Annotated in this window: 21 protein-coding genes; 13 read left to right on the top strand and 8 right to left on the bottom strand. The window is 72.8% G+C overall.

Going from position 1 to position 19,496, the window contains the following annotated elements:
* The first annotated feature begins 31 nt into the window (after positions 1-31).
* Both RAN62_RS10670 and RAN62_RS10665 read left to right on the top strand, forming a co-directional pair.
* Positions 32-616, top strand: coding sequence for a TetR/AcrR family transcriptional regulator (locus RAN62_RS10670; protein ID WP_305784391.1), 585 nt, complete (start codon positions 32-34; stop codon positions 614-616).
* A gap of 61 nt (positions 617-677) precedes the next feature.
* The gene (locus RAN62_RS10665) at positions 678-1,256 is read left to right on the top strand and encodes a TetR/AcrR family transcriptional regulator (protein ID WP_305784390.1); all 579 of its coding nucleotides are present in this window, start codon (positions 678-680) and stop codon (positions 1,254-1,256) included.
* A 3-nt stretch (positions 1,257-1,259) separates the two neighbouring features.
* On the opposite strand, the gene RAN62_RS10660 is transcribed toward RAN62_RS10665, so the two are convergent.
* Entirely contained in the window at positions 1,260-1,580 is a 321-nt protein-coding gene (locus tag RAN62_RS10660) for a hypothetical protein (protein ID WP_305784389.1), read from the bottom strand.
* Positions 1,581-1,683: 103 nt separating this feature from the next.
* Here RAN62_RS10660 and RAN62_RS10655 point away from each other — a divergent pair, with 103 nt between their 5' ends.
* Together RAN62_RS10655 and gabT are read left to right on the top strand one after the other, a co-directional pair.
* Positions 1,684-3,120, top strand: a complete 1,437-nt coding sequence (locus tag RAN62_RS10655) for a gamma-aminobutyraldehyde dehydrogenase (protein ID WP_305784388.1) — start codon at positions 1,684-1,686, stop codon at positions 3,118-3,120.
* Between the two features lies 1 nt (position 3,121).
* Positions 3,122-4,399 carry a 4-aminobutyrate--2-oxoglutarate transaminase gene (gene gabT, locus RAN62_RS10650; RefSeq protein WP_305784387.1) on the top strand — a complete coding sequence of 426 codons (1,278 nt, stop codon included), beginning with the start codon at positions 3,122-3,124 and terminating at the stop codon, positions 4,397-4,399.
* A 248-nt stretch (positions 4,400-4,647) separates the two neighbouring features.
* On the opposite strand, the gene RAN62_RS10645 is transcribed toward gabT, so the two are convergent.
* From RAN62_RS10645 to RAN62_RS10630, 4 genes are all read right to left on the bottom strand, one after another.
* Positions 4,648-5,151 carry a hypothetical protein gene (locus RAN62_RS10645; protein WP_305784386.1) on the bottom strand — a complete coding sequence of 168 codons (504 nt, stop codon included), beginning with the start codon at positions 5,149-5,151 and terminating at the stop codon, positions 4,648-4,650.
* A gap of 21 nt (positions 5,152-5,172) precedes the next feature.
* Positions 5,173-5,919: a nucleotidyltransferase domain-containing protein gene (locus tag RAN62_RS10640; RefSeq protein ID WP_305784385.1), complete on the bottom strand. Its 747-nt coding sequence runs from the start codon at positions 5,917-5,919 to the stop codon at positions 5,173-5,175.
* 62 nt (positions 5,920-5,981) lie between these two features.
* Positions 5,982-6,386 (bottom strand): PIN domain-containing protein, encoded by a 405-nt coding sequence (locus tag RAN62_RS10635; protein WP_305784384.1) that lies wholly within the window; start codon positions 6,384-6,386, stop codon positions 5,982-5,984.
* Entirely contained in the window at positions 6,383-6,697 is a 315-nt protein-coding gene (locus tag RAN62_RS10630; RefSeq protein ID WP_305784383.1) for a ribbon-helix-helix domain-containing protein, read from the bottom strand. Before RAN62_RS10630 ends, RAN62_RS10635 begins: the two co-directional genes overlap by 4 nt.
* 276 nt (positions 6,698-6,973) lie before the next feature.
* On the opposite strand from RAN62_RS10630, the gene RAN62_RS10625 reads away from it, so the two are divergent.
* From RAN62_RS10625 to RAN62_RS10605, 5 genes are all read left to right on the top strand, one after another.
* Positions 6,974-7,429, top strand: a complete 456-nt coding sequence (locus tag RAN62_RS10625) for an Lrp/AsnC family transcriptional regulator (protein WP_305784382.1) — start codon at positions 6,974-6,976, stop codon at positions 7,427-7,429.
* Positions 7,426-8,787: an aspartate aminotransferase family protein gene (locus RAN62_RS10620; protein ID WP_305784381.1), complete on the top strand. Its 1,362-nt coding sequence runs from the start codon at positions 7,426-7,428 to the stop codon at positions 8,785-8,787. Before RAN62_RS10625 ends, RAN62_RS10620 begins: the two co-directional genes overlap by 4 nt.
* Positions 8,772-10,046, top strand: coding sequence for an NAD(P)/FAD-dependent oxidoreductase (locus tag RAN62_RS10615; protein ID WP_305784380.1), 1,275 nt, complete (start codon positions 8,772-8,774; stop codon positions 10,044-10,046). The genes RAN62_RS10620 and RAN62_RS10615 overlap by 16 nt, the downstream gene beginning before the upstream one ends.
* 9 nt (positions 10,047-10,055) lie before the next feature.
* Positions 10,056-10,769, top strand: coding sequence for a hypothetical protein (locus tag RAN62_RS10610; RefSeq protein WP_305784379.1), 714 nt, complete (start codon positions 10,056-10,058; stop codon positions 10,767-10,769).
* A 65-nt stretch (positions 10,770-10,834) separates the two neighbouring features.
* Positions 10,835-11,815: an LLM class flavin-dependent oxidoreductase gene (locus RAN62_RS10605; protein ID WP_305784378.1), complete on the top strand. Its 981-nt coding sequence runs from the start codon at positions 10,835-10,837 to the stop codon at positions 11,813-11,815.
* 59 nt (positions 11,816-11,874) lie between these two features.
* On the opposite strand, the gene RAN62_RS10600 is transcribed toward RAN62_RS10605, so the two are convergent.
* Positions 11,875-13,188, bottom strand: a complete 1,314-nt coding sequence (locus tag RAN62_RS10600; protein ID WP_305784377.1) for an MFS transporter — start codon at positions 13,186-13,188, stop codon at positions 11,875-11,877.
* A gap of 58 nt (positions 13,189-13,246) precedes the next feature.
* Between RAN62_RS10600 and RAN62_RS10595 the strand changes: the two genes are divergently transcribed.
* A complete protein-coding gene (locus RAN62_RS10595; RefSeq protein ID WP_305784376.1) occupies positions 13,247-13,801 on the top strand; it encodes a CGNR zinc finger domain-containing protein in 555 nt (184 codons plus the stop codon).
* 247 nt (positions 13,802-14,048) lie between these two features.
* Here RAN62_RS10595 and RAN62_RS10590 read toward each other — a convergent pair whose 3' ends face one another.
* Together RAN62_RS10590 and RAN62_RS10585 are read right to left on the bottom strand one after the other, a co-directional pair.
* Entirely contained in the window at positions 14,049-15,122 is a 1,074-nt protein-coding gene (locus RAN62_RS10590) for a HAMP domain-containing sensor histidine kinase (RefSeq protein ID WP_305784375.1), read from the bottom strand.
* Position 15,123: 1 nt separating this feature from the next.
* Positions 15,124-15,777 (bottom strand): response regulator transcription factor, encoded by a 654-nt coding sequence (locus RAN62_RS10585; RefSeq protein ID WP_305784374.1) that lies wholly within the window; start codon positions 15,775-15,777, stop codon positions 15,124-15,126.
* Positions 15,778-15,864: 87 nt separating this feature from the next.
* Between RAN62_RS10585 and RAN62_RS10580 the strand changes: the two genes are divergently transcribed.
* The 3 genes from RAN62_RS10580 to RAN62_RS10570 all read left to right on the top strand — a co-directional run bounded on the left by RAN62_RS10580 (position 15,865) and on the right by RAN62_RS10570 (position 19,425).
* Positions 15,865-16,677 (top strand): ABC transporter ATP-binding protein, encoded by an 813-nt coding sequence (locus RAN62_RS10580; RefSeq protein ID WP_305784373.1) that lies wholly within the window; start codon positions 15,865-15,867, stop codon positions 16,675-16,677.
* Entirely contained in the window at positions 16,674-17,672 is a 999-nt protein-coding gene (locus RAN62_RS10575; protein WP_305784372.1) for an ABC-2 membrane transporter-related protein, read from the top strand. Before RAN62_RS10580 ends, RAN62_RS10575 begins: the two co-directional genes overlap by 4 nt.
* 193 nt (positions 17,673-17,865) lie before the next feature.
* Complete coding sequence (locus RAN62_RS10570) at positions 17,866-19,425, top strand: outer membrane protein assembly factor BamB family protein (RefSeq protein WP_305784371.1); 1,560 nt, start codon at positions 17,866-17,868, stop codon at positions 19,423-19,425.
* The last annotated feature ends 71 nt before the right edge of the window (positions 19,426-19,496 follow it).

Here is a 19,496-nt window from a genome sequence, read left to right as displayed (position 1 = left end):
ACTTACACGCCCGCAAGCAAAGGATGATGCCGTGTCCCGGAGGGGGTACCACCACGGCGATCTGCGCGCCGCCCTGATCGCCACGAGCTTCGAGGAGCTGGCCGAGCAGGGCCTGCCCCGCTTCTCCGTGGCCGCCGTGGCCCGCCGCCTGGGCGTGAGCACCGCCGCCCCCTACCGGCACTTCCCCGACCGCGACCGCCTCCTCGCCGCGGTCTCGTCCGTCGCCGCCCACGACCTGCGCGCCGAGATCGCCACCGCCGCCGCGGCCGCCGGTCACGACCCGCGCCACCGGTTCGCCGCCGCGGCCGCCACCTATGTCCGCTTCGTCGCCCGCACCGGCGCCGGCTTCGACGTCATCTTCGCCGCCGAGCTCTACGCCGTCACCGACCCCGAGCGCACCGAGCGCACCCGCGCCCTCATGACCGATCTGCTGACAGTCACGGCCGAGGCCTGCGCCGGCCCTCCCGAGGAGACCGTGCGCCTGGTCGAGGCGATGATCGCCACCGCGCACGGCTACACGACGCTGTTCACCACCGGCTTCTGGCGCCGCGCGGGCACGCCCCTCGACGAGATCGCCGACCGCGCCGCCGCCGCGGCCCGGTCCCTCCTGGCCTGACGAGCGGCCTGACGAGCGGCTGTGCCGGCGCCAGCATTTCTAGCGATGCTAGGGTGAGGGCATGTCGGTACGGGAACGCAAGGAGCGCGAACGAGCGGAACGCGAGCGCCTCATCGTGGCCACGGCCCGCGAGCTCGCCGAGCAGCAGGGCTGGGACGCGGTCACCACCCGCCGGCTGGCCGAGCGCATCGAGTACAGCCAGCCCGTCCTCTACAGCCACTTCCGCGGCAAGCGCGAGATCATCGGCGCCGTCGCCCTGCAGGGTGCCGCCGAGCTGGCCGCCGACATCCGCGCCGCCACTGCCGCCGCCGACGGCCCGCGCGCCCGGGTCACCGCCCTCGCCCGCGCCTATCTCGGCTTCGCCGCGGGCCACCCGGCGGTCTACGACGCCATGTTCCAGCTCGACGGCGGCCTGGCGTTCGCCCGCGAGGACACCCCGGAGCCGCTGAAGGACGCCTTCGCCGCCCTCCAGGAGACGCTCCGCGAGTCGGCCGGCGCCGGCGTCGACCCGGGCCTGTTCACCGAGCTCTTCTGGGCGGCCCTCCACGGCCTGGCCACCCTGACCCGCGCCGGCCGCCTGCCCCCCGAGGACACCGAGCGCCGGACCGCCCTGCTCGTCGACCGGCTCGCCGTGCTCTGACCCTCACGGTCCGGACGGGTCGTCGTCCACCCGGCCCGCGGCCGACTGCGCCCCGACCAGCGCGAGGATCGCCGCCACCAGCACCGGGATGCCGATCGAGGCGAGCCCGAGCACGCCGAGCACCAGCAGCAGGCCCCCGGCGACGAGCAGGACCAGCCGCCGCCGGGGGGCCGTGCGGATCACGCCGTACGCCGAGAGCAGGGCGGCGGCGACGAGCCCGCCGGCGAAGAGCGGGTCGCCCCGGGTGAGGACGACGGCGGCCATCAAGGCGGCGACGACCGCGGCGGCGCCGGCCCGGACATCGACGAGGGTCCACCTGTGCATGGCTCATCCTCGCATCGGCGGTCCGGACGATCGAGGTCTTGCCTGGCGCGGATTCGGTGGCAGGATGGCCTTGCGACGCCCGATACCGCATCCTGGAGGCCGGATGAGCGCCAAGATCGTGCTGCCCAACGTCATCGGCGGGGAGGCGGTGGCCCCGGCCGACGGGCGCTACTCGGACCTGGTCGACCCGTCCACCGGGGACGTGTTCGCGAGCGCGCCGGTCTCCGACAGCCAGGACGTCGACCGGGCGATGCGGGCGGCGGGCGACGCCTTCGAGAAGTGGCGCGACACCACGCCGGCCGACCGGCAGCGGGCCCTGCTCAAGTTCGCCGACCTGGTCGAGGCGCACGCCGACGAGCTCGTCCAGCTGGAATCGCGGAACACGGGCAAGCCGATCGGGCTCACCGCGAGCGAGGAGCTGCCGCCCGCGGTCGACCAGATCCGGTTCTTCGCCGGGGCGGCGCGGCTGCTGGAGGGCCGGTCGGCGGGGCAATACCTGGCTGGTTACGAGAGCTACGTGCGCCGGGAGCCGATCGGGGTGTGCGCGCAGGTCACGCCCTGGAACTATCCGCTGATGATGGCGGTGTGGAAGCTCGCCCCGGCGGTGGCGGCGGGCAACACCGTGGTGCTCAAGCCGTCCGACACCACCCCCCTGACCACCGTACGGCTGGCCGAGCTGGCCGCCGAGGTCCTGCCGCCCGGCGTGGTCAACGTGGTGTGCGGCGACGTGCACACCGGCCGGGATCTCGTGGCCCACAAGCTGCCGCAGCTCGTGTCGATCACCGGCAGCGTGCGGGCGGGGCGCGAGGTGGCGGCGGCCGCGGCGAACGATCTCAAGCGCACCCACCTCGAGCTCGGCGGCAAGGCGCCGGTCGTGGTCTTCGACGACGCCGACGTGGAGGCCGCGGCCACCGCGATCGCCGAGGCGGGCTATTTCAACGCGGGGCAGGACTGCACCGCCGCGACCCGGGTGCTGGCCGCGCCCGGGGTGCACGACGACTTCGTGGCCGCGCTGACCGAGCAGGCCAAGAGCACCCGCACCGGCGCGCCGGACGACGCGGACGTGCTCTACGGCCCGCTCAACAACGCGCGCCAGCTCGACCGGGTCGCCGGCTTCCTCAACCGGCTGCCCGGACACGCCACGGTCGAGGCCGGCGGGTCCCGGCAGGGCCACCGCGGCTACTTCTACACGCCGACGGTCGTCTCCGGCCTGCGTCAGAGCGACGAGATCATCCAGGACGAGGTGTTCGGGCCGGTCATCACCGTGCAGCGTTTCAGCGACGAGGACGAGGCCGTGCGCTGGGCCAACGGCGTCGAGTACGGCCTCGCGTCCAGCGTCTGGACCCGCGACCACGGCCGGGCGATGCGCATGACGCAACGGCTCGACTTCGGCTGCGTGTGGGTCAACTGCCACATCCCGCTCGTCGCGGAGATGCCGCACGGCGGGTTCAAGCACTCGGGCCACGGCAAGGACCTCTCCGCGTACGGGCTGGAGGACTACACCCGCGTCAAGCACGTCATGCACCACGTGGGGGAGTGACGTGCCGTCGTCCGGCGAGGTCCACAAGCGACGGCTCGCGGCGGTCGCCCGCGGCGTCAGCTCGGTGCTTCCCGCGTACGTGGAAAGCGCCGCAGGCGGGTCTGTGCGCGATGTCGACGGGCGCGAGTGGATCGACTTCGCCTCCGGCATCGCCGTCACCAGCGTGGGCAACAGCGCGCCGCGCGTCGTCGAGGCGGTGCGCGAGCAGCTCGAACGGTTCACGCACACCTGCTTCATGGTGGCGCCCTACGAGTCGTACGTGAGCGTCTGTGAGCAGTTGATCGCGCTGACGCCGGGCAGCTTCGAGAAGCGGGCCGCGCTCTTCAACTCCGGGGCCGAGGCGGTGGAGAACGCCGTCAAGATCGCGCGGCACGCCACCGGGCGCCCGGCCGTCGTCGTGTTCGACCACGCCTACCACGGCCGGACCAACCTGACGATGGCGCTGACCGCGAAGGCGATGCCCTACAAGCACCGCTTCGGCCCGTTCGCGCCGGAGATCTACCGCGTGCCGATGTCCTACCCGCTGCGCGACGGCGGGCTGAGCGGCCCCGACGCGGCGATCCGGGCCATCGACACCATCGAGAAGCAGGTCGGCGGGGCCAACGTCGCGGCGCTGGTCATCGAGCCGATCCAGGGGGAGGGCGGCTTCGTCGTGCCGGCCCCCGGCTTCCTGAGCGCCCTCGCGGCGTGGGCCCGCGGCGCCGGCGCGGTGTTCGTGGCCGACGAGATCCAGACCGGCTTCTGCCGTACGGGCTCCTGGTTCGCCTCCGAGCACGAGGGCATCGAACCGGACCTCGTCACCACCGCCAAGGGCATGGGCGGTGGCCTGCCCATCGCGGGCGTCGTGGGGCGGGCCGAGCTCATGGACGCCGTCCACGCCGGGGGCCTCGGCGGCACGTACGGCGGGAACCCGCTCGCCTGCGCCGCCGCCCTGGCCGCCGTGGAGACGATGCGCGAGCTGGATCTCGCGGCTGCCGCCCGTACCCTCGAAGGGCAGGTGCTCCCCGCCCTGAGCGACCTCGCCGCACGCGACCCGGGCATCGCCGAGGCTCGCGGCCGGGGGGCGATGCTCGCGCTCGAGTTCGTCCGCCCGGGCACCCTCGACCCGGACCCCGTCCGCACCGCCGCCGTCGCCCGCGCCTGCCACGACGCCGGCCTGCTGATCCTCACCTGCGGCACCTACGGCAACGTCCTGCGCCTGCTCCCACCCCTGGTCATCGGCCCGGCCGACGTCGCCCGCGGCCTCGACATCATCAGGACGGCCGTCGCCCGCCCGTGACCGCCGCCGCCTCCTCCTCCTCGCCACGCGCTGATCACGGCTTGCGGCCCACGCCCACGAAATTGTCCAGCGGCGTGGCCGCGCCGTCGTCCGGCCGCCGGCGCGTGACGTCCACGAGCCCCGGCTCGACCAGGTCGACGCCATCCCGGTCGCCCGCGGAAGACGCGGTGCGTCACCCGGCACTTCCGGCCGTGCGTCACCCGGCCGCGTTCCGGCCGTGCGTCACCCGGCCGCGTTCCGGCCGTGCGTCACCCGGCTCCCGGACCCTGGTCGAGGGCCGCTCGCATCGTCGCCACGCACTCGTCGCGGGCCCGGTCGACGCGTTCGCGGCCGTAGTGCTCGTCGAGGTTCATCTGGGCGTCGGTGGTGCGGACCGGCTTCTGCCAGGCGGCCTTCATCTGGGCGCCGACCTCGGCCTTGGCCTCGTTGGCGAGCTGCCGATAGGCGGCGGCGACCGCGGGCGCCTCGATGTCGAGCAGCGCCTGGTGGAAGGCGAGCCGTGAGTAGATGCGGCTGACCTCCTCGGTGAGCTGCTGGCGACCCTCCAGTGTGCCCGGCCACCGCCGGATCCGGTACGGCATCTCGGCGTAGTCCTCGATGACGCTCAGCGCCTCCCCGAACGCGAGGGCCCGGCGCTCCCGGCGGGCGGCGCGCCGGTTCAGCGCGTACGTGAGCAGGGCGACGAGCGCGGCGCCGAAGATCGCGATGACCGGCGCGAGCACCGCCGTCGTCTGCGCGGCCGTCCAGTTCATGTGCGGGTACCGCCCGGGACGTCAGACCTCGTGAAGGACGTCGATGATTCTGGCAGCCGCGCCGGGCGTCCACTGATCCGGGCCCGGCCCGAAGATGCGGTTGATGCCGTTCTGGCAGAGCAGCCCCGCGAACGTCGCCGGCTCCTCGCGATGGCACCGCTGCAACCACGCGAACGGGGCCCCGGTCCGGTAGACGTGATCGGGCACATTGAACAGCAGGCACTCGAGCAGATAGGACGGTGCGTCGACCAGGCCGGCCGCCGTCCGGGCCCGCTTGGCCGCCCTGACGGCTGCCTTGAACCGCCCGCCCGTACGCGCGTCCTTGGTGTTGCCCCGCATCCGGTGCTGCTTCGGGAAGTTGACGATCGGCCGCCCCTCGAGGTCCCGGAAGAACACGCCGCCCGGACCGTGCTCGACCGCCACCAGCACGTCGACCATCTCCCCGAACAACGACCCCGGATCGTCGACGTTAAGACACCGCCGCCCCATCCGCACGACATGCGACTCGCCGAGCGTGGCGAGCACGTCGTCCCGGAACTCCTCCCACCCGTAGCCGTCGCCGATGCCGGCCGCCGTCAGCATGAGCACGAGATCGACGTCACTGCCCTGCTCGACGGCCGTCCCGTTCACCCGCGAGCCCTGGGCGAAGATCTCATAGGGCCGGGCCAGTGCCCCCAGCCCCCGCCGCAGCTCACCCTCGGCCCACGCCACGAGGAAGGCGTCATCGCCGCCGGTCACCTCCGGCAGCCGGAGCATCGCGGCAGTCATGCTCCCATTATGCGCCGCCCCGAGCCCCCGGCCAGGCCGGTCGGGGGCTCGGGGCCCGGCACTCACACCCGCCGGATCAGCACACTTGTCTTCGGCCCCGCGGCCTCCGCCAGGTGCCGGATGTCGTCGGGATCCGAGGTGTAGACCACTGCCCCTCTCAACAGGGCGAGGCTGACAACCATGGCATCCACGACGTCACTGGTTCCGGCTTGGCCGCAGAGTTCGCCGGCCGCTTTCGCCACCTCTCCGACATCGATGTCCTCGCAGCCTTGGAGAAATCTGCTGAGGAGGACCTGCTTGCGCGGATCCCGCCAGGTCTGCGCGAGGACGACCGAGGGAACCAGGGGCTTCCTGCCCTCGCGGATGGCCTTCCGATGCGCCGCCCAGATGCGGTGGCCCGCGCTCTCAGCCGCGATCAAGGCCCCGGCGTCGTACATCACGACGGGGGTGCCCTGGATGCCTGTCATCGGCGGTACCGCTTCTCGATCTCGGCGGCCCTGTCTTTGACCCGCGCCTCGTCGAACACCTCACGAAGGGCGGGGTCGATTTCCTGATCCTGCTCGAATTCGCGCTGAGTCCGCAGAATGTCCAGCTCTCTCCGGACGGCACCCTTCACGAGCTGAGAGACACTGACGTCGAGTTCGAACGCCTCCTCCTTGAGCGAGGCCACCAGCCCTTCGGGCAGCGTGATCGCGATCCTCTTGTTCCCCACCCCGGCACCGTACTGCGATACGGGGGCTACCAGCTCGGTGTCGGTCCGAGCATCTGTGACGCTCATGCGGCGTCACCTCCGGCCCACGGGATTTGTCCCGAGATGCGTGCGCTTCTCATGGCTCAGGACCTTACGCACGCCTATAGTCGCGACGCAACTGTGCATGAGGATCGGCAATGCTACGTGGCCGCGTGCTGGTGCCCGGCTCATGGAACGAGGAGACTGCCGGGTGGCGAAGACAGCAGTCCTGCGGAAACCCTTGCCAAAGCTGATCCAAGCTGCGATAAACGTAGGGACACGCGCCGATGTCCCCTGATTCCGTAGATCCCCTAGACTCGCTCCGTGACCGACCAGGCCCTGGACCACATCAACAAGCAGATCATCGAGCACCTCCAGCGCGACGGCCGCATGTCCTACGCGACGCTCGCCAAGGAGATCGGGCTGTCCGAGGCCGCGGTGCGCCAGCGCGTGCAGCGGCTGCTCGACAACGGCCTCATGCAGATCGTGGCCGTCACCGACCCGCTGACGCTGGGCTTCGCCCGGCAGGCGATGGTCGGCGTCAAGGTGCTGGGTGACATGCGCCGCGTCGCCGACGAGATCGCGGCGATCCCCGAGGTCGACTACGTGGTGATCTGCGCCGGCGGCTACGACATGCTCGTCGAGCTGGTGTGCACCGACGACGAGCACCTGCTGGAGCTGCTCAACGACAAGATCCGGGCGGTCGGGGGGGTGTCCGCCACCGAGACGTTCATGTACCTCAAACTCGCCAAACAGACCTACGCATGGGGAACGAGATGACCCAGGATCTGTCCGCCGCCGCCCGCGACCATCTGTGGATGCACTTCACCCGCCTGTCCTCGTACGACAAGGAGCCGGTCCCGGTCATCGTGCGCGGCGCCGGCCCGTACCTCTATGACCAGGCCGGGAAGCGCTATCTGGACGGGCTGTCGGGATTGTTCGTGGTGCAGGCCGGGCATGGCCGCACCGAGCTGGCGGAGGCCGCGGCCAAGCAGGCCGCCGAGCTCGCCTACTTCCCGATCTGGTCCTACGCGCACCCGAGCGCGGTGGAGCTGGCCGAGCGCCTGGCGAGCCTGACGCCCGGGGACCTCAACCGCGTGTTCTTCACCACGGGTGGCTCCGAGGCGGTCGAGACCGCGTGGAAGCTCGCGCGCAACTACTTCAAGCTCACCGGCAAGCCGATGAAGACCAAGGCGATCTCGCGGGCGGTCGCCTATCACGGCACCACGATGGGCGCGCTGTCGATCACCGGGCTGCCCCTGCTCAAGCAGCAGTACGAGCCGCTGGTCCCGAGCACGAGCCGCGTGCCGAACACCAACTTCTACCGGCGGCCCGACCAGTCGCTGAGTTCCGAGGAGTTCGGCATCTGGGCGGCGGACCGGATCGCCGAGGCCATCGAGTTCGAGGGGCCCGACACGGTCGCCTGCGTCTATCTGGAGCCGGTGCAGAACGCGGGCGGGTGCTTCCCGCCGCCGCCCGGTTACTTCCAGCGGGTGCGCGAGATCTGCGACCGTTACGATGTGCTGCTCGTCTCCGACGAGGTGATCTGCGCCTTCGGCCGGCTGGGGGAGTACTTCGGGGCGCAGCGCTACGGTTACACCCCCGACATCATCACCTGCGCCAAGGGCATGACCTCCGGGTACGTACCCCTGGGCGCGATGATCGCGTCGGAGCGCCTGGTCGAGCCGTTCCTGACGGGCAACGCGTCGTTCGCGCACGGCATCACCTTCGGCGGGCACCCCGTCGCGTCGGCCGTCGCCCTGACCAACCTGGACATTTTCGAGCGCGAGGACCTCAATGGTCACGTACGCGAGAATTCCGCGCTCTTCCGCTCCTATCTCGACCGCCTCACCGACCTGCCGATCGTCGGTGACGTCCGGGGCGACGGGTTCTTCTTCGGGATCGAGCTGGTCAAGGACAAGGCGACCCGCGAGACGTTCGACGACGACGAGTCCGACCGGCTGCTGCGCGGGTTCCTGTCCAAGGCGCTCTTCGACGCCGGGCTCTACTGCCGCGCGGACGACCGGGGCGACCCCGTGGTGCAGCTCGCGCCGCCGCTGGTCTGTGACGAGTCGCACTTCGCCGAGATCGAGCAGATCCTGCGGACCGTGCTGAGCGAGGCATGGACCCGGATCTGACGTCCTGGTGGCTGCGCACGCTCGAGCCGTTCGAGCGGCGTGCGCCGCTGCCGGGGGACACGAGCGCCGACGTCGTGATCGTCGGCGGCGGCTACACCGGGCTGTGGACCGCCTATTATCTGGCCGCCCTGGCGCCGGCGAAGCGCATCGTCGTGCTCGAGGCCGAGTACGCGGGTTTCGGCGCTTCGGGGCGCAACGGGGGCTGGTGCAGCGGGCTTTTCCCCGTACCGGCGGAGAAGCTGGCGCGGCGCTACGGCCCGGACCAGGCGGCGGCGATGGCCAAGCACCTGGCCGACGCGGTCGACGAGGTCGGCCGGGTCGCCGCCGCTGAGGACATCGACTGCCACTACGCCAAGGGCGGCACGATCACGCTGGCCCGCACGCCCGCCCAGCTGCGGCGCGCCCGCACGTCGCCCGGCTTCCTCGACGCCCCGCGGGCCGCGGCGATCTGCGGCGCGACCGACGTGCTCGGCGGCACCTACAGCCCGGACTGCGCGGCCCTGCATCCCGCGCGCCTGGTCCGCGGCCTGGCCGACGCCGCCGAACGCCGGGGCGTGACGATCCACGAGGGCACGCGGGCACTCTCGCTGGCCCGCGGCGAGGTCACCACGGATCGCGGCACGGTGCGGGCGCCGGTCGTGGTCCGCGCGCTCGAAGGCTACACCGCCGCCCTGCCGGGTCACCGCCGCGCGCTCGCCCCGGTCTACTCGCTCATGATCGTGACGGCCCCCCTCGACCCCGCGACCTGGGCGCGCATCGGCCTGGCGCGGCGCGAGACCTTCAGTGACGAGCGACACCTGATTGTGTACGGCCAGCGCACCGCCGACGACCGGCTGGCGTTCGGCGGCCGCGGGGCGCCCTACCACTTCGGCTCGCGCGTCCGGCCCTCGTACGACAAGGAGCCGCACGTCTTCGCCGCCCTCCGCCGCACCCTCACCGAGCTGTTCGGCATCGACCCCCCGATCGAGGACAGCTGGGGCGGCCCGCTCGGCATCCCGCGCGACTGGATGCCGTCGGTGGGCGTGCGCGACGGGCTCGCCTGGGCGGGCGGATACGTGGGCGACGGCGTGGCGGCGGCCAACCTCGCCGGGCGTACGCTGGCCGACCTGATCGCGGGTGACCTGAGCGACCGGACGACGCTGCCGTGGGTCGGGCACCGCTCGCGGCGCTGGGAGCCCGAGCCGGTCCGCTGGCTCGGCATCAACGCCGCCCTGCGCGCGACCGCCCTGCGCGATGTGTGGGAGCGCCGGGGCCGATAGCATGCGCGCGTGCTTGTGCGCCGACTGCTCGCGGCCGCCGTCGTTCTCCTGATCGGGGTGACCGGCCTCACCGTGGCCGCTCCGGCGGTCACGGCGCTGGCGTGCCCCGGCTGTTACGGGCTGCGGGACCTGGGCGACGGCGTCTGGGCCGAGCGCGACGACCCGCGTTACGAGATCGCCGCCCGGGGCGCCCGCGGCCGCGTCGAGTTCTTCTGGGGCGAGCGGACGACCGATCCGCGCGTCGTCTTCTGCGCCTCGGACACCTGTTACCGGCGGCTGAGCGGAGGCTTCCAGCGGCGGGGCTGGACGGTGGTGCTGCCGCCGGAGGGTGCCACCGAGGCGGCGGCCGGGCGTGAGCTGGCGCTGGCGGAGTTCCACGACCGGGCCGGCCCGGTGGAGCGCAAGATCCCGCTCTGGTTCGCCGAGGGGCTGGCCGTGCTGGTCGCCGCCGACGACAGGTACGTGACGCCGCCGGCCCGCCGGATCGACCGCTGCCGGATCCCGTACGAGCAGGCGCTCCCCGTGGTCACCGCCGACTGGGCGGTGGCGGCGAGCGACGGGAAGGACTGGCCGTTCACGCAGGCGGGATGCCTGGTGAGCCGGTGGTCGTACAGTCACGGGGGTGCCATGGGGGTCAACAACATGATCAGCCGGCTGGAGAACGGCGCGGAGTTCGACGCGGTGTTCCGCACCGACCCGCTGCCGACGCCGGCGCTTGATTGACCCTGGGGTCAAGTTGTAAGGACTGTCACGCCTCGTCCGGGCGCCGGAAGGAGGACGATGGGAGGATGGCGATCCCACTCTCGCTCCTCGACCTCGCACCCATCGCGCCCGGGCAGAGCGCCCGCGACAGCCTCGCGGCCAGCGTCGACCTGGCCCGCGCCGCCGAGGCGGCCGGCTACCGCCGGGTGTGGTACGCGGAGCATCACAGCATGCCCTCCATCGCCTCCTCGGCCACCAGCGTGGTGATCGGCTACGTCGCCGCCCACACCGAGAGCATCCGGCTCGGCGCCGGCGGCATCATGCTGCCCAACCACTCCCCGCTGGTCATCGCCGAGCAGTTCGGCACGCTGGCCACGCTCTATCCCGACCGCATCGACCTGGGCCTCGGCCGGGCGCCGGGCAGCGACCAGGCCACCATGTACGCGCTGCGCCGCAACCCGGCCTCCGCCGAGTCCTTCCCCCAGGACGTCCAGGAGCTGCAGGGCTTCCTCGCCGGCAAGTCCCTGGTGCCCGGCGTGCAGGCGGTGCCCCGCCCCGACGCCCCGGTCCCGCTCTACATTCTCGGCTCGTCGCTCTTCGGCGCCCAGCTGGCGGCCAAGCTCGGCCTGCCCTACGCGTTCGCGTCGCACTTCGCCCCCGACGCGCTGCACCAGGCGATTCGGGTCTACCGCGACACCTTCGAGCCGTCCGAGCAGCTCGCCGAGCCCTACGCCATCGCCGGCGTCAACGTGATCGCCGCCGACGACCACGACAAGGCCGTCGACCAGATGACGAAGAGCTACCGCGCCCGCACCCGCGCCTTCATCACCCGCGGCCCGGTCGCCCGCAACTTCACCGACGCCGAGATCGACGAGTTCCTGGCCTCGCCCTCGGGCCGCCAGCTCTCCCAGATGACCCGCTACACCGCGGTCGGCACCGCCGCCGAGGTCCAGGACTATCTGGAGACCTTCGCCAAGGAGGCCGGCGCCGACGAGCTGATCACCGCCCACCACGCCCTCGACACCGCCGACCGCATCCGCTCGGTCCAGCTCACCGCCGGCCTCTGACCGCCGGCGGGTGCCTTTCCGCGCCCGCTCGCCGGTCTCCGCTACGCCCGCCGCGCTTGCTATCCGGGGCTTGTGCGCGCGGGCGTCGTGCCGGCGGCTCCCGTGCCCGCCGCCGCGGCGTCCGCGTTCGTCTCCGTTTCGCGCGCGTCCTGGGGCTTGCGCAACGCGAGGACGCGCCGGCTGGCCATCGGCAGCGCCGAGATCGCCAGCCCGGCCGTGCCCACCGCGACCCCGGCCCGGCTCCCCGCGACCTCGCCCACGACCCCCGCCAGCGCACTTCCCACCGGCAGCACCCCGTAGATCAGCAGCCGATAGCCCCCGTTGGTCCGCGCCAGCGCTCCCGGCGCCACAACCTGCCGTAGCGTCAGGGAGAGCACGTTCGCCGACCCGAGCCCGATGCCGCTCACGAACTGCACGGCCGCGAACCCCGCCGCCAGCGCCCCGCCCCGCCCCGGCAGCACCGCGAGCAGCAGGGGAGTGCCGGTCGACAACACCAGCGACACCGCGAAGGCCCGCCCGTAGCCGAGCCGGTCCGCCAGCCGCAGCGCGACCATGGTCCCGGCGAAGGCCCCGGCGCCCGCCGCGCTGAGCGCGATCCCGAACTGCCCCGCACTCAGCCCGCGTTCGGACACCGCGTACACGACCAGGTTGACAGTCAGAATCTGGAACGCCCCGTTGTAGACGGTGGCGTGCACGGTCAGCGCGCGCAGAAAGGGGTTCCCGAGCACGGTTCGCAGGCCGGAGAGGATGCCGCCCGGTGCCTCCGCGGCGACCGGTTCGGGCTCGGGCCGCCGGGCGGCCGCCACCCCTAGCGCGCTTGCCAGATAGCTCACCGCGTCGATCGCCACCGCCACGGCAGGCCCGGTGAGCTGCGCCAGCCCGCCGGCGAGCCCCGGCCCGGCCACCTGGGCGGCGGTGGTGGACCCCTGGATCGCCCGGTTCGCCGCGGGCAGGTCGTCCTCGTCGACGAGCGTGGGCACGTACGCGAACCCGCCGATCTCGAAGACCACCCCCGCCGCGCCCGCCGCGAACGCCACGGCGACCAGGAGCGGCACCGACAGAACCCCCAACCCCCACGCCACCGGTACGCCCACCAGCAGCGCCGCCCGGACCAGATCGGCCACGATCATCACCCGTCGCCGGCGCCGGCGTTCGAGCCAATGTCCCGCGAGCAGCGGCAGCAGCAGGTTGGGCAGGAACGACGCGGTCGCGATGGCCGCCACTCCCGTCGCGCCGGCGTCCAGGGTCAGCGTCGCCAGCAGCGGCAGGGCCACCGCCGTCACGTAGGACCCGGCCACGGAGATCGTGTGCCCGGCCCAGTACCGCCGGAAGTCCTGGTTGCGCCGCAGCAGCCCGGCTCGCGTTACCTTCATAGCCCCTCCAACCGGTAACGGTTACCGGAGCATGCTCTCACAGCGGTAACGTGTCCGCATGCGACAACCGGGCGACCGGGCTCCCGCCCCGGCGGCACTCGCCCTGGTCCAGGATCTGGCCAACACGATCGACATCGAGATGGCCCGCGACACCCTGCGCACCGCCGCGGACCTGGCGGCGTTCGCCGCGGCCCACGACCTACCCAGGCTGACGTTCAACGAGGCCGACCTGGCTCCCGCCGTGGACCTCCGCGAAGCCCTGCGCGATGTGTGCCAGTCCCACACCGGCGTCGACGTCCCGGATGCGACCCTCGCCCGGCTGGACGCCCTCCTGGCCGCGGCCCCCCTCCGCCTGACCCTCGACGCCACCGGCACCGCCCGCCCCGAACCCGCCCCCGGCCTCGACGGCACCCCGGCCCTGACCGCCCACGTGGCCCGCGCCATCCTCCTGGCCACAGCCGACGGCACCTGGCCCCGCCTCAAAGCCTGCAGCGCCCACCCGTGCCGCTGGGTCTACTACGACCGCAGCCCCGCCGGCCGCAGCCGCTGGTGCACCATGGCCATCTGCGGCAGCCGGGCCAAGATGCGTACCTACCGCCGCCGTCCCCAGTGACCCCGCCCGCCGTGACCGCGCCCCCTGACCCTGTCCGTGGTGACTCCGCCCATGGTGACTCCGCCCGTGGTACGCCCGTGGTGGCGCCGCCCGCGGTGACATCTCCGCCCGCAGTGACTCGCCCGGCGGTGGCTCCGCCCGCGGTGACCCTGTCCGCAGTGACTCTGCTTGCGGTGGCTCCACCCGTAGGGGTCCGCCCGCGGTGACACGCCCGTGGTGGCATCTCCGCCCGCCGTGAGCTGGCCCGTCAACGCGCCGCCGGGAACACGACCGACACGGTGAGGCCGCCGCCGCGCCGGGCCCGCGCGGTCACCACGGCCCCGTGCGCCGTCGCGATCGCCCGGATGATCGACAGACCGAGCCCGTGGTGGCCGTCGTCGGCGACCCGTCGCAGGCGCTGGAACGGCTCGAAGAGCCGGTCCACCTCAGCGGCGGGCACGACCGGTCCGGTGTTGCTCACGAGCAGCAGCGGCCGGTGGTCGATGGTTCCGGTGGACACGTCGATCGAGCCGCCCGGGATGTTGTGGTGCACGGCGTTGTCCCACAGATTGGCGACCAGCCGGGCGATGAGCGCCGGGTCGCCGCGCAGCGTGGCCGGGCGCAGCGATGCCGAGACGCGCAGGCCGGGCGCTCCTTCCCGCACGACCGGGCCGGCCACCGCGGCGAGGTCCAGCGGCGCCGTGCGGCCCAGCCCGTGCGAGCTGTCGGCCAGGGTGAGCAGCGACTCCAGCAGCCGGCCCCGGTCGCGGTTGACCCGCAGCAGCCGCTCGAAGTTCGCCCGGTACGCCGCGACGGTCGCCTCCGCGTCGATCAGCGGCTCCTCGAGCAGGGCGTGCTCGACCGTCAGCGGCGTGCGCAGCTCGTGCGCGGCATTGGCCACGAAGCGCTTCTGGGCCTCGAGGGCGCTCTCCAGCCGTCCGAGCAGTCCGTCGACGGTGTCCGCAAGGTCCTTGAACTCGTCGCGCGGACCCTCGACGGCCAGCCGCTCGTGCACGTTGGGGCCGGAGATGTGGCGGAGGCGGCCGGTCATCGCGCGCACCGGTCGCAGCATCCGCCCGGCGATCACCCACCCCGCCGCCAGCGAGAGCACGGCCATGATGGCCAGCGCGACGGCGGGCAGCAGCAGGAGGTTTGACCGGAAGCCGTCGATCTGCACCAGCGTGGCGAGGGCGACCCGGTCCGGCGCGCGGCCCACCGGCACGGCAACCGCGGGGAGGCTGCGCGACAGGAGCACGATGATGCCCAGCAGGACGACGCCGGAGCCGACCGCCGCCGCGCAGTAATACAGCGTCAGCCGCCACCGGAGCCGATTGACCCGCATGTCAGATCCGGTATCCGGCGCGGGCCACGGTCACGATCAGCGGCGGGTCGCCGAGCTTGGCGCGCAGCCGGTTGACCGTCGCCTTGACGGTCGTGGTGAACGGGTCGGTGGCCTCGTCCCAGACGTGGTCGAGCAGCTCCTCCGCGGAGACCACGCGCCCGGCGGCGGTGAGCAGGTGCTCGAGGACGGCGAACTCCTTCGGGGTCAGCGCCAGCCTCGCCCCGGCCCGGGTGGCCGTGCGCTGCGCCGGATCCACGCGCAGGTCGCCGTGGACCAGGACCGGCGGGGTGGCGGGCGCCGCACGCCGGGCCACCGCGCGGATCCGGGCGACCAGTTCCGCGTACGCGAATGGCTTGGGCAGGTAGTCGTCGGCGCCCAGGCCGAGACCCTCCACCCGCTCGGCGACCGTGCCCGAGGCGGTGAGCATCAGGACGCGGCTGAGCGACCCCTGCCCGACCAGCGTGCGGCACACCTGGTCGCCGTGCATGCCGGGCAGGTCACGGTCGAGCACGACCACGTCGTAGTCCAGCACGGACGTGCGATCCAGGGCGGCCGTCCCGTCGTACGCGACGTCGACCGCCATCCCCTCACGGCGCAGGACTCGCGCGACCGAGTCGGCGAGCGCCGCTTGATCCTCGACCACGAGCACCCTCATGCCGCCGAGAGTAGGCTCCTGGGCGTCACATCGCGGTCACAGCGGTCCGGACCGTCGTGTGACCGCCGGGGGACTAGAAATTCCCCCATGACAGCAGCGATGGAAACCGAGGACCTCACCAAACGCTACGGCCGGACGACCGCCCTGACGGACTGCACGGTGGCCGTCCCGGCGGGCCGGATCGTCGGCCTGGTCGGCCCGAACGGCGCCGGCAAGTCCACTCTGCTCGGCATGACGTGCGGCATTGTGGCCCCCACGGCCGGCCGCATCGAGGTGCTGGGCCACCCCCCGGGCGCCGGCGCCGCGCAGCTGGCCCGGGTCGGCTTCGTCGCGCAGGACGTGCCGCTCTACCGCGGGCTGTCGGTCGCCGATCACCTCCGGCTCGGCGCCCGGCTCAACCCGCGCTGGGATGCGGCCCTGGCCGCCGATCGGATCGAGCGGCTCGGTCTCGATCCGGCCCGCAAGGCCGGTGCGCTCTCCGGCGGGCAGCGGGCCCAGCTCGCCCTCACCCTGGCCGCCGCGAAACGCGCCGACCTGCTCGTCCTCGACGAGCCGGTGGCCTCGCTCGACCCGCTCGCCCGGCGCGCGTTCCTGCACGACCTGCTCGGCTTCGTCGCCGAGCTGGGGGTCAGCGTCATCCTCTCGTCGCACCTGCTCGGCGACGTCGAGCGGGTCTGCGACCACGTCGTCGTGCTGGCCGGCGGGCGGGTCCAGCTCGCGGGCGACGTCGCCGGACTGCTGACCGTGCACCACCGCGTGACCGGCGAGCTGCCGGCCGGCGCGGAGCGCATCCACGCCGACGTCGTCCGCGCCGCCGGCGCCCCGCCGGGTGCGCGCCCGATCGGGCTCGAGGACCTCGGCCTGGCGTACATGAGCCGGGCGGCCGGAGGTGCGTCATGATCTGGCTGACCTGGCGGCAGTTCCGCGCCCAGGCGCTGGTGGCCGCCCTCGCCGTGGCCGCGGTCGCCGCCTTCCTCATCTATCTCGGCGTCCGCATGCGGTCCGACTACGCCGGCGTCCTCGGGTGCACGCCGAGCGAGTGCGCCGCCGCGCGGATCAGCTTCGGCAACACCTACTCCCGCCAGCTCACCCTGGCCGGAGTGCTCGTCCTCGCCACACCCGCCCTGATCGGCGTCTTCTGGGGCGCGCCGCTGCTGACGCGGGAGCTGGAGGAGCGCACCGACCGTCTGGTGTGGAACCAGAGCATCACCCGCGTACGCTGGCTCGCCGTCAAGCTGGCCGTCCTCGGTCTCGCCGCGGTCGTGGTCAGCGGCGCCCTCAGCCTGCTGCTCACCTGGAACGCGAGCCGCTACGACCAGTTCCTGGGCGAGCGTTTCGTCGCGCTGAATTTCGCCTCGCGCAACGTGGTCCCGCTGGGCCATGCCGCCTTCGCCTTCACCTTGGGTACGGTCACCGGCCTGCTCGTGCGGCGCACGCTGCCCGCCATGGCCCTCACCCTGGCGCTCTTCGCCGTCGTCCAGCTCGGTGAGCCCGCGCTGGTCCGCGCGCACCTCATGACGCCCGTGACCACGTCGGTGGCGTTCGACGAGGACGCGATGAGCCGCTCGAAGGGCTTCGGTGTGTCACCGTCCGGCGGCGCCAAGATCCTGGGCTACACCATGCCCGGCGCGTGGTCATTGAGTGAGGAGGCCGCCGTGGTGAACGCCGACGGGAGTCCGCTGACGCAAGAGCAGCTGGCGACTTGCCGCTCCGGGAACCCGGAGGAGCACATCAGGTGCCTCACCGGCCTCGGCCTCCACTTCGACTACACCTACCACCCGCCGTCCCGATACTGGACCTTCCAGTGGATCGAGCTGTCGGCCTACCTGGCGGCCTCGCTGCTCCTGGCCGGCTCCGGGCTCTGGTGGCTCCGGCGGCGGACGCCGTCACGGTGACGGCTCGAGGGTGGATCCGGCGGCGGGTGCCGTCGCGGTGACAGATCGAGGGTGGGTCCGGCGGCGGGTGCCGTCGCGGTGACAGGTGCTAGGTGGATGCGGCGGCGGGTGCCGTCGCGGTGACAGATCGAGGACTTCCGGTCGCCGGCGGCCCGCACGGGCCTATGGTGACCGGGGAGAACGGGGAGGTTCGATGTCTCTGCGCAAAGCACTCGCCCTCGTGGCCGTCCTGGTGCTGATCCCGGCGGCCCCGGTCTCGGCCGGCTCCCGGGGCGGTGACTGGCCGACCTGGCAGGGCGACGTGCGCGGCTCCCGCCACAATCCCGCGGAGCGCATCATCACCCCGGCGACCGTCGGCAAGCTGAAGCTCAAGTGGGCCTTCGCGTTCAACAAGACCGGCGCCCCGGTGAAGAGTCAGCCGGCCGTCGTCGGCGACACCGTCTACTTCGGCGACAACAGCCTCCTGTTCCATGCGCTCGACGCGCGTACCGGCGCCCGGAAGTGGTCCTTCGACACGCTGTCGGTCAACCCGGCCCTCGGCGCGGGCATGGTCATGGACGGTCCCGCCGTTGCCCGGGGCAAGGTCTACTTCGGCGACAGCCGCGGCTACGTCTACGCGCTCGACAAAGAGACCGGCCGGCTCAAGTGGGCCCGGGACACCGACGAGCATCCGGCCGCCCTGCACACCAGCTCGCCGCTCTACCACGACGGCCTGATCTACATCGGCTCGTCCAGCGGCGAGAACACCAACGGCGCCGACTATCCGTGCTGCACCTTCCGCGGGCACATCGACGCCCTCGACGCGGAGACCGGGGCGCTGGTGTGGCGCTACTGGACCGTGCCCGAGCCGGTCCAGGCCGGCACGTGGCCCAGCGGCGCGGCCCGCTTCGAACCCTCCGGCGCCGGCGTGTGGAGCTCCCCGGTCATCGACCCCAGGACCGACACCCTCTACGTGGGTACGGGCCAGAACTACACGGGCAGCGCCGGCGACTTCGACTCGCTGCTCGCCCTGGACGCCCGCACGGGTGCGGTCCGCTGGAAGAACCAGGTCACCGACGCCGACACGTGGCGCAGTCTGTGCAACGAGCCGGACGCCGAGGGCTACTGTCCCGGCCTGAACGACGGCACCGCCCTCGACTACGACATCGGCGCGACGCCCAACATCTTCCGCGTGGGCCACCGCACCCTGGTCGGCGTGGGCCAGAAGAGCGGCGTCTACCACACGTTCGACGCGGCCACCGGCGCCGTGGTCTGGCGCCGCCAGCTCGGCGTGCCCCTGCCCAGCGGCGGCATCTCGGGCATCCAGTGGGGGAGCAGCTACGACGGCCGCCGCCTCTACATCGCCACGTACTTCGCCGACCCCGGCACCCTCTTCGCCGTCGACCCTGCCACGGGCCGCGTCCTCTGGCAGACCCCGAGCCCGGCCGACGGCTGCACCACCGGCGGTGCCGCGGCCTTCCCCGAGGTGTGCGCCCGGGCCCACACGCCCGCGGTCACCACCACGCCGGGCCTGGTCTACGAGGGCAGTAACGACGGCAAGATGCGCGTCTACTCGGCCCGCACCGGCGCCGTTCTGTGGACCTACGACACCCTGCGCGAGTTCCCCGGCGTCAACGGCATCACCGGCTTCGGCAGCGCCATCTCCGGCAACGGCGGCGCGGTCGTCGCCCACGGCATGCTCTACGTCCAGGCCGGCTACTACCCGTTCTACCCCAGCGACCACGGCCCGGTCCTGCTCGCCTTCGGCCTTTAGGCGGTGTTTCGCGGGGCATGACGGCCGCCGCCGGGCCCAGCTTCCGCCTCGCGGCGCGGTGCGAAAGGCTC

It is taken from the genome of Symbioplanes lichenis, from assembly GCF_030709675.1.
In the GTDB taxonomy this organism is placed as follows: Bacteria; Actinomycetota; Actinomycetes; order Mycobacteriales; family Micromonosporaceae; genus Actinoplanes; species Actinoplanes lichenis.
The sequence above is the reverse complement of the archived record's forward strand: the minus strand, read 5'-3'. Positions and strand labels throughout refer to the sequence as shown.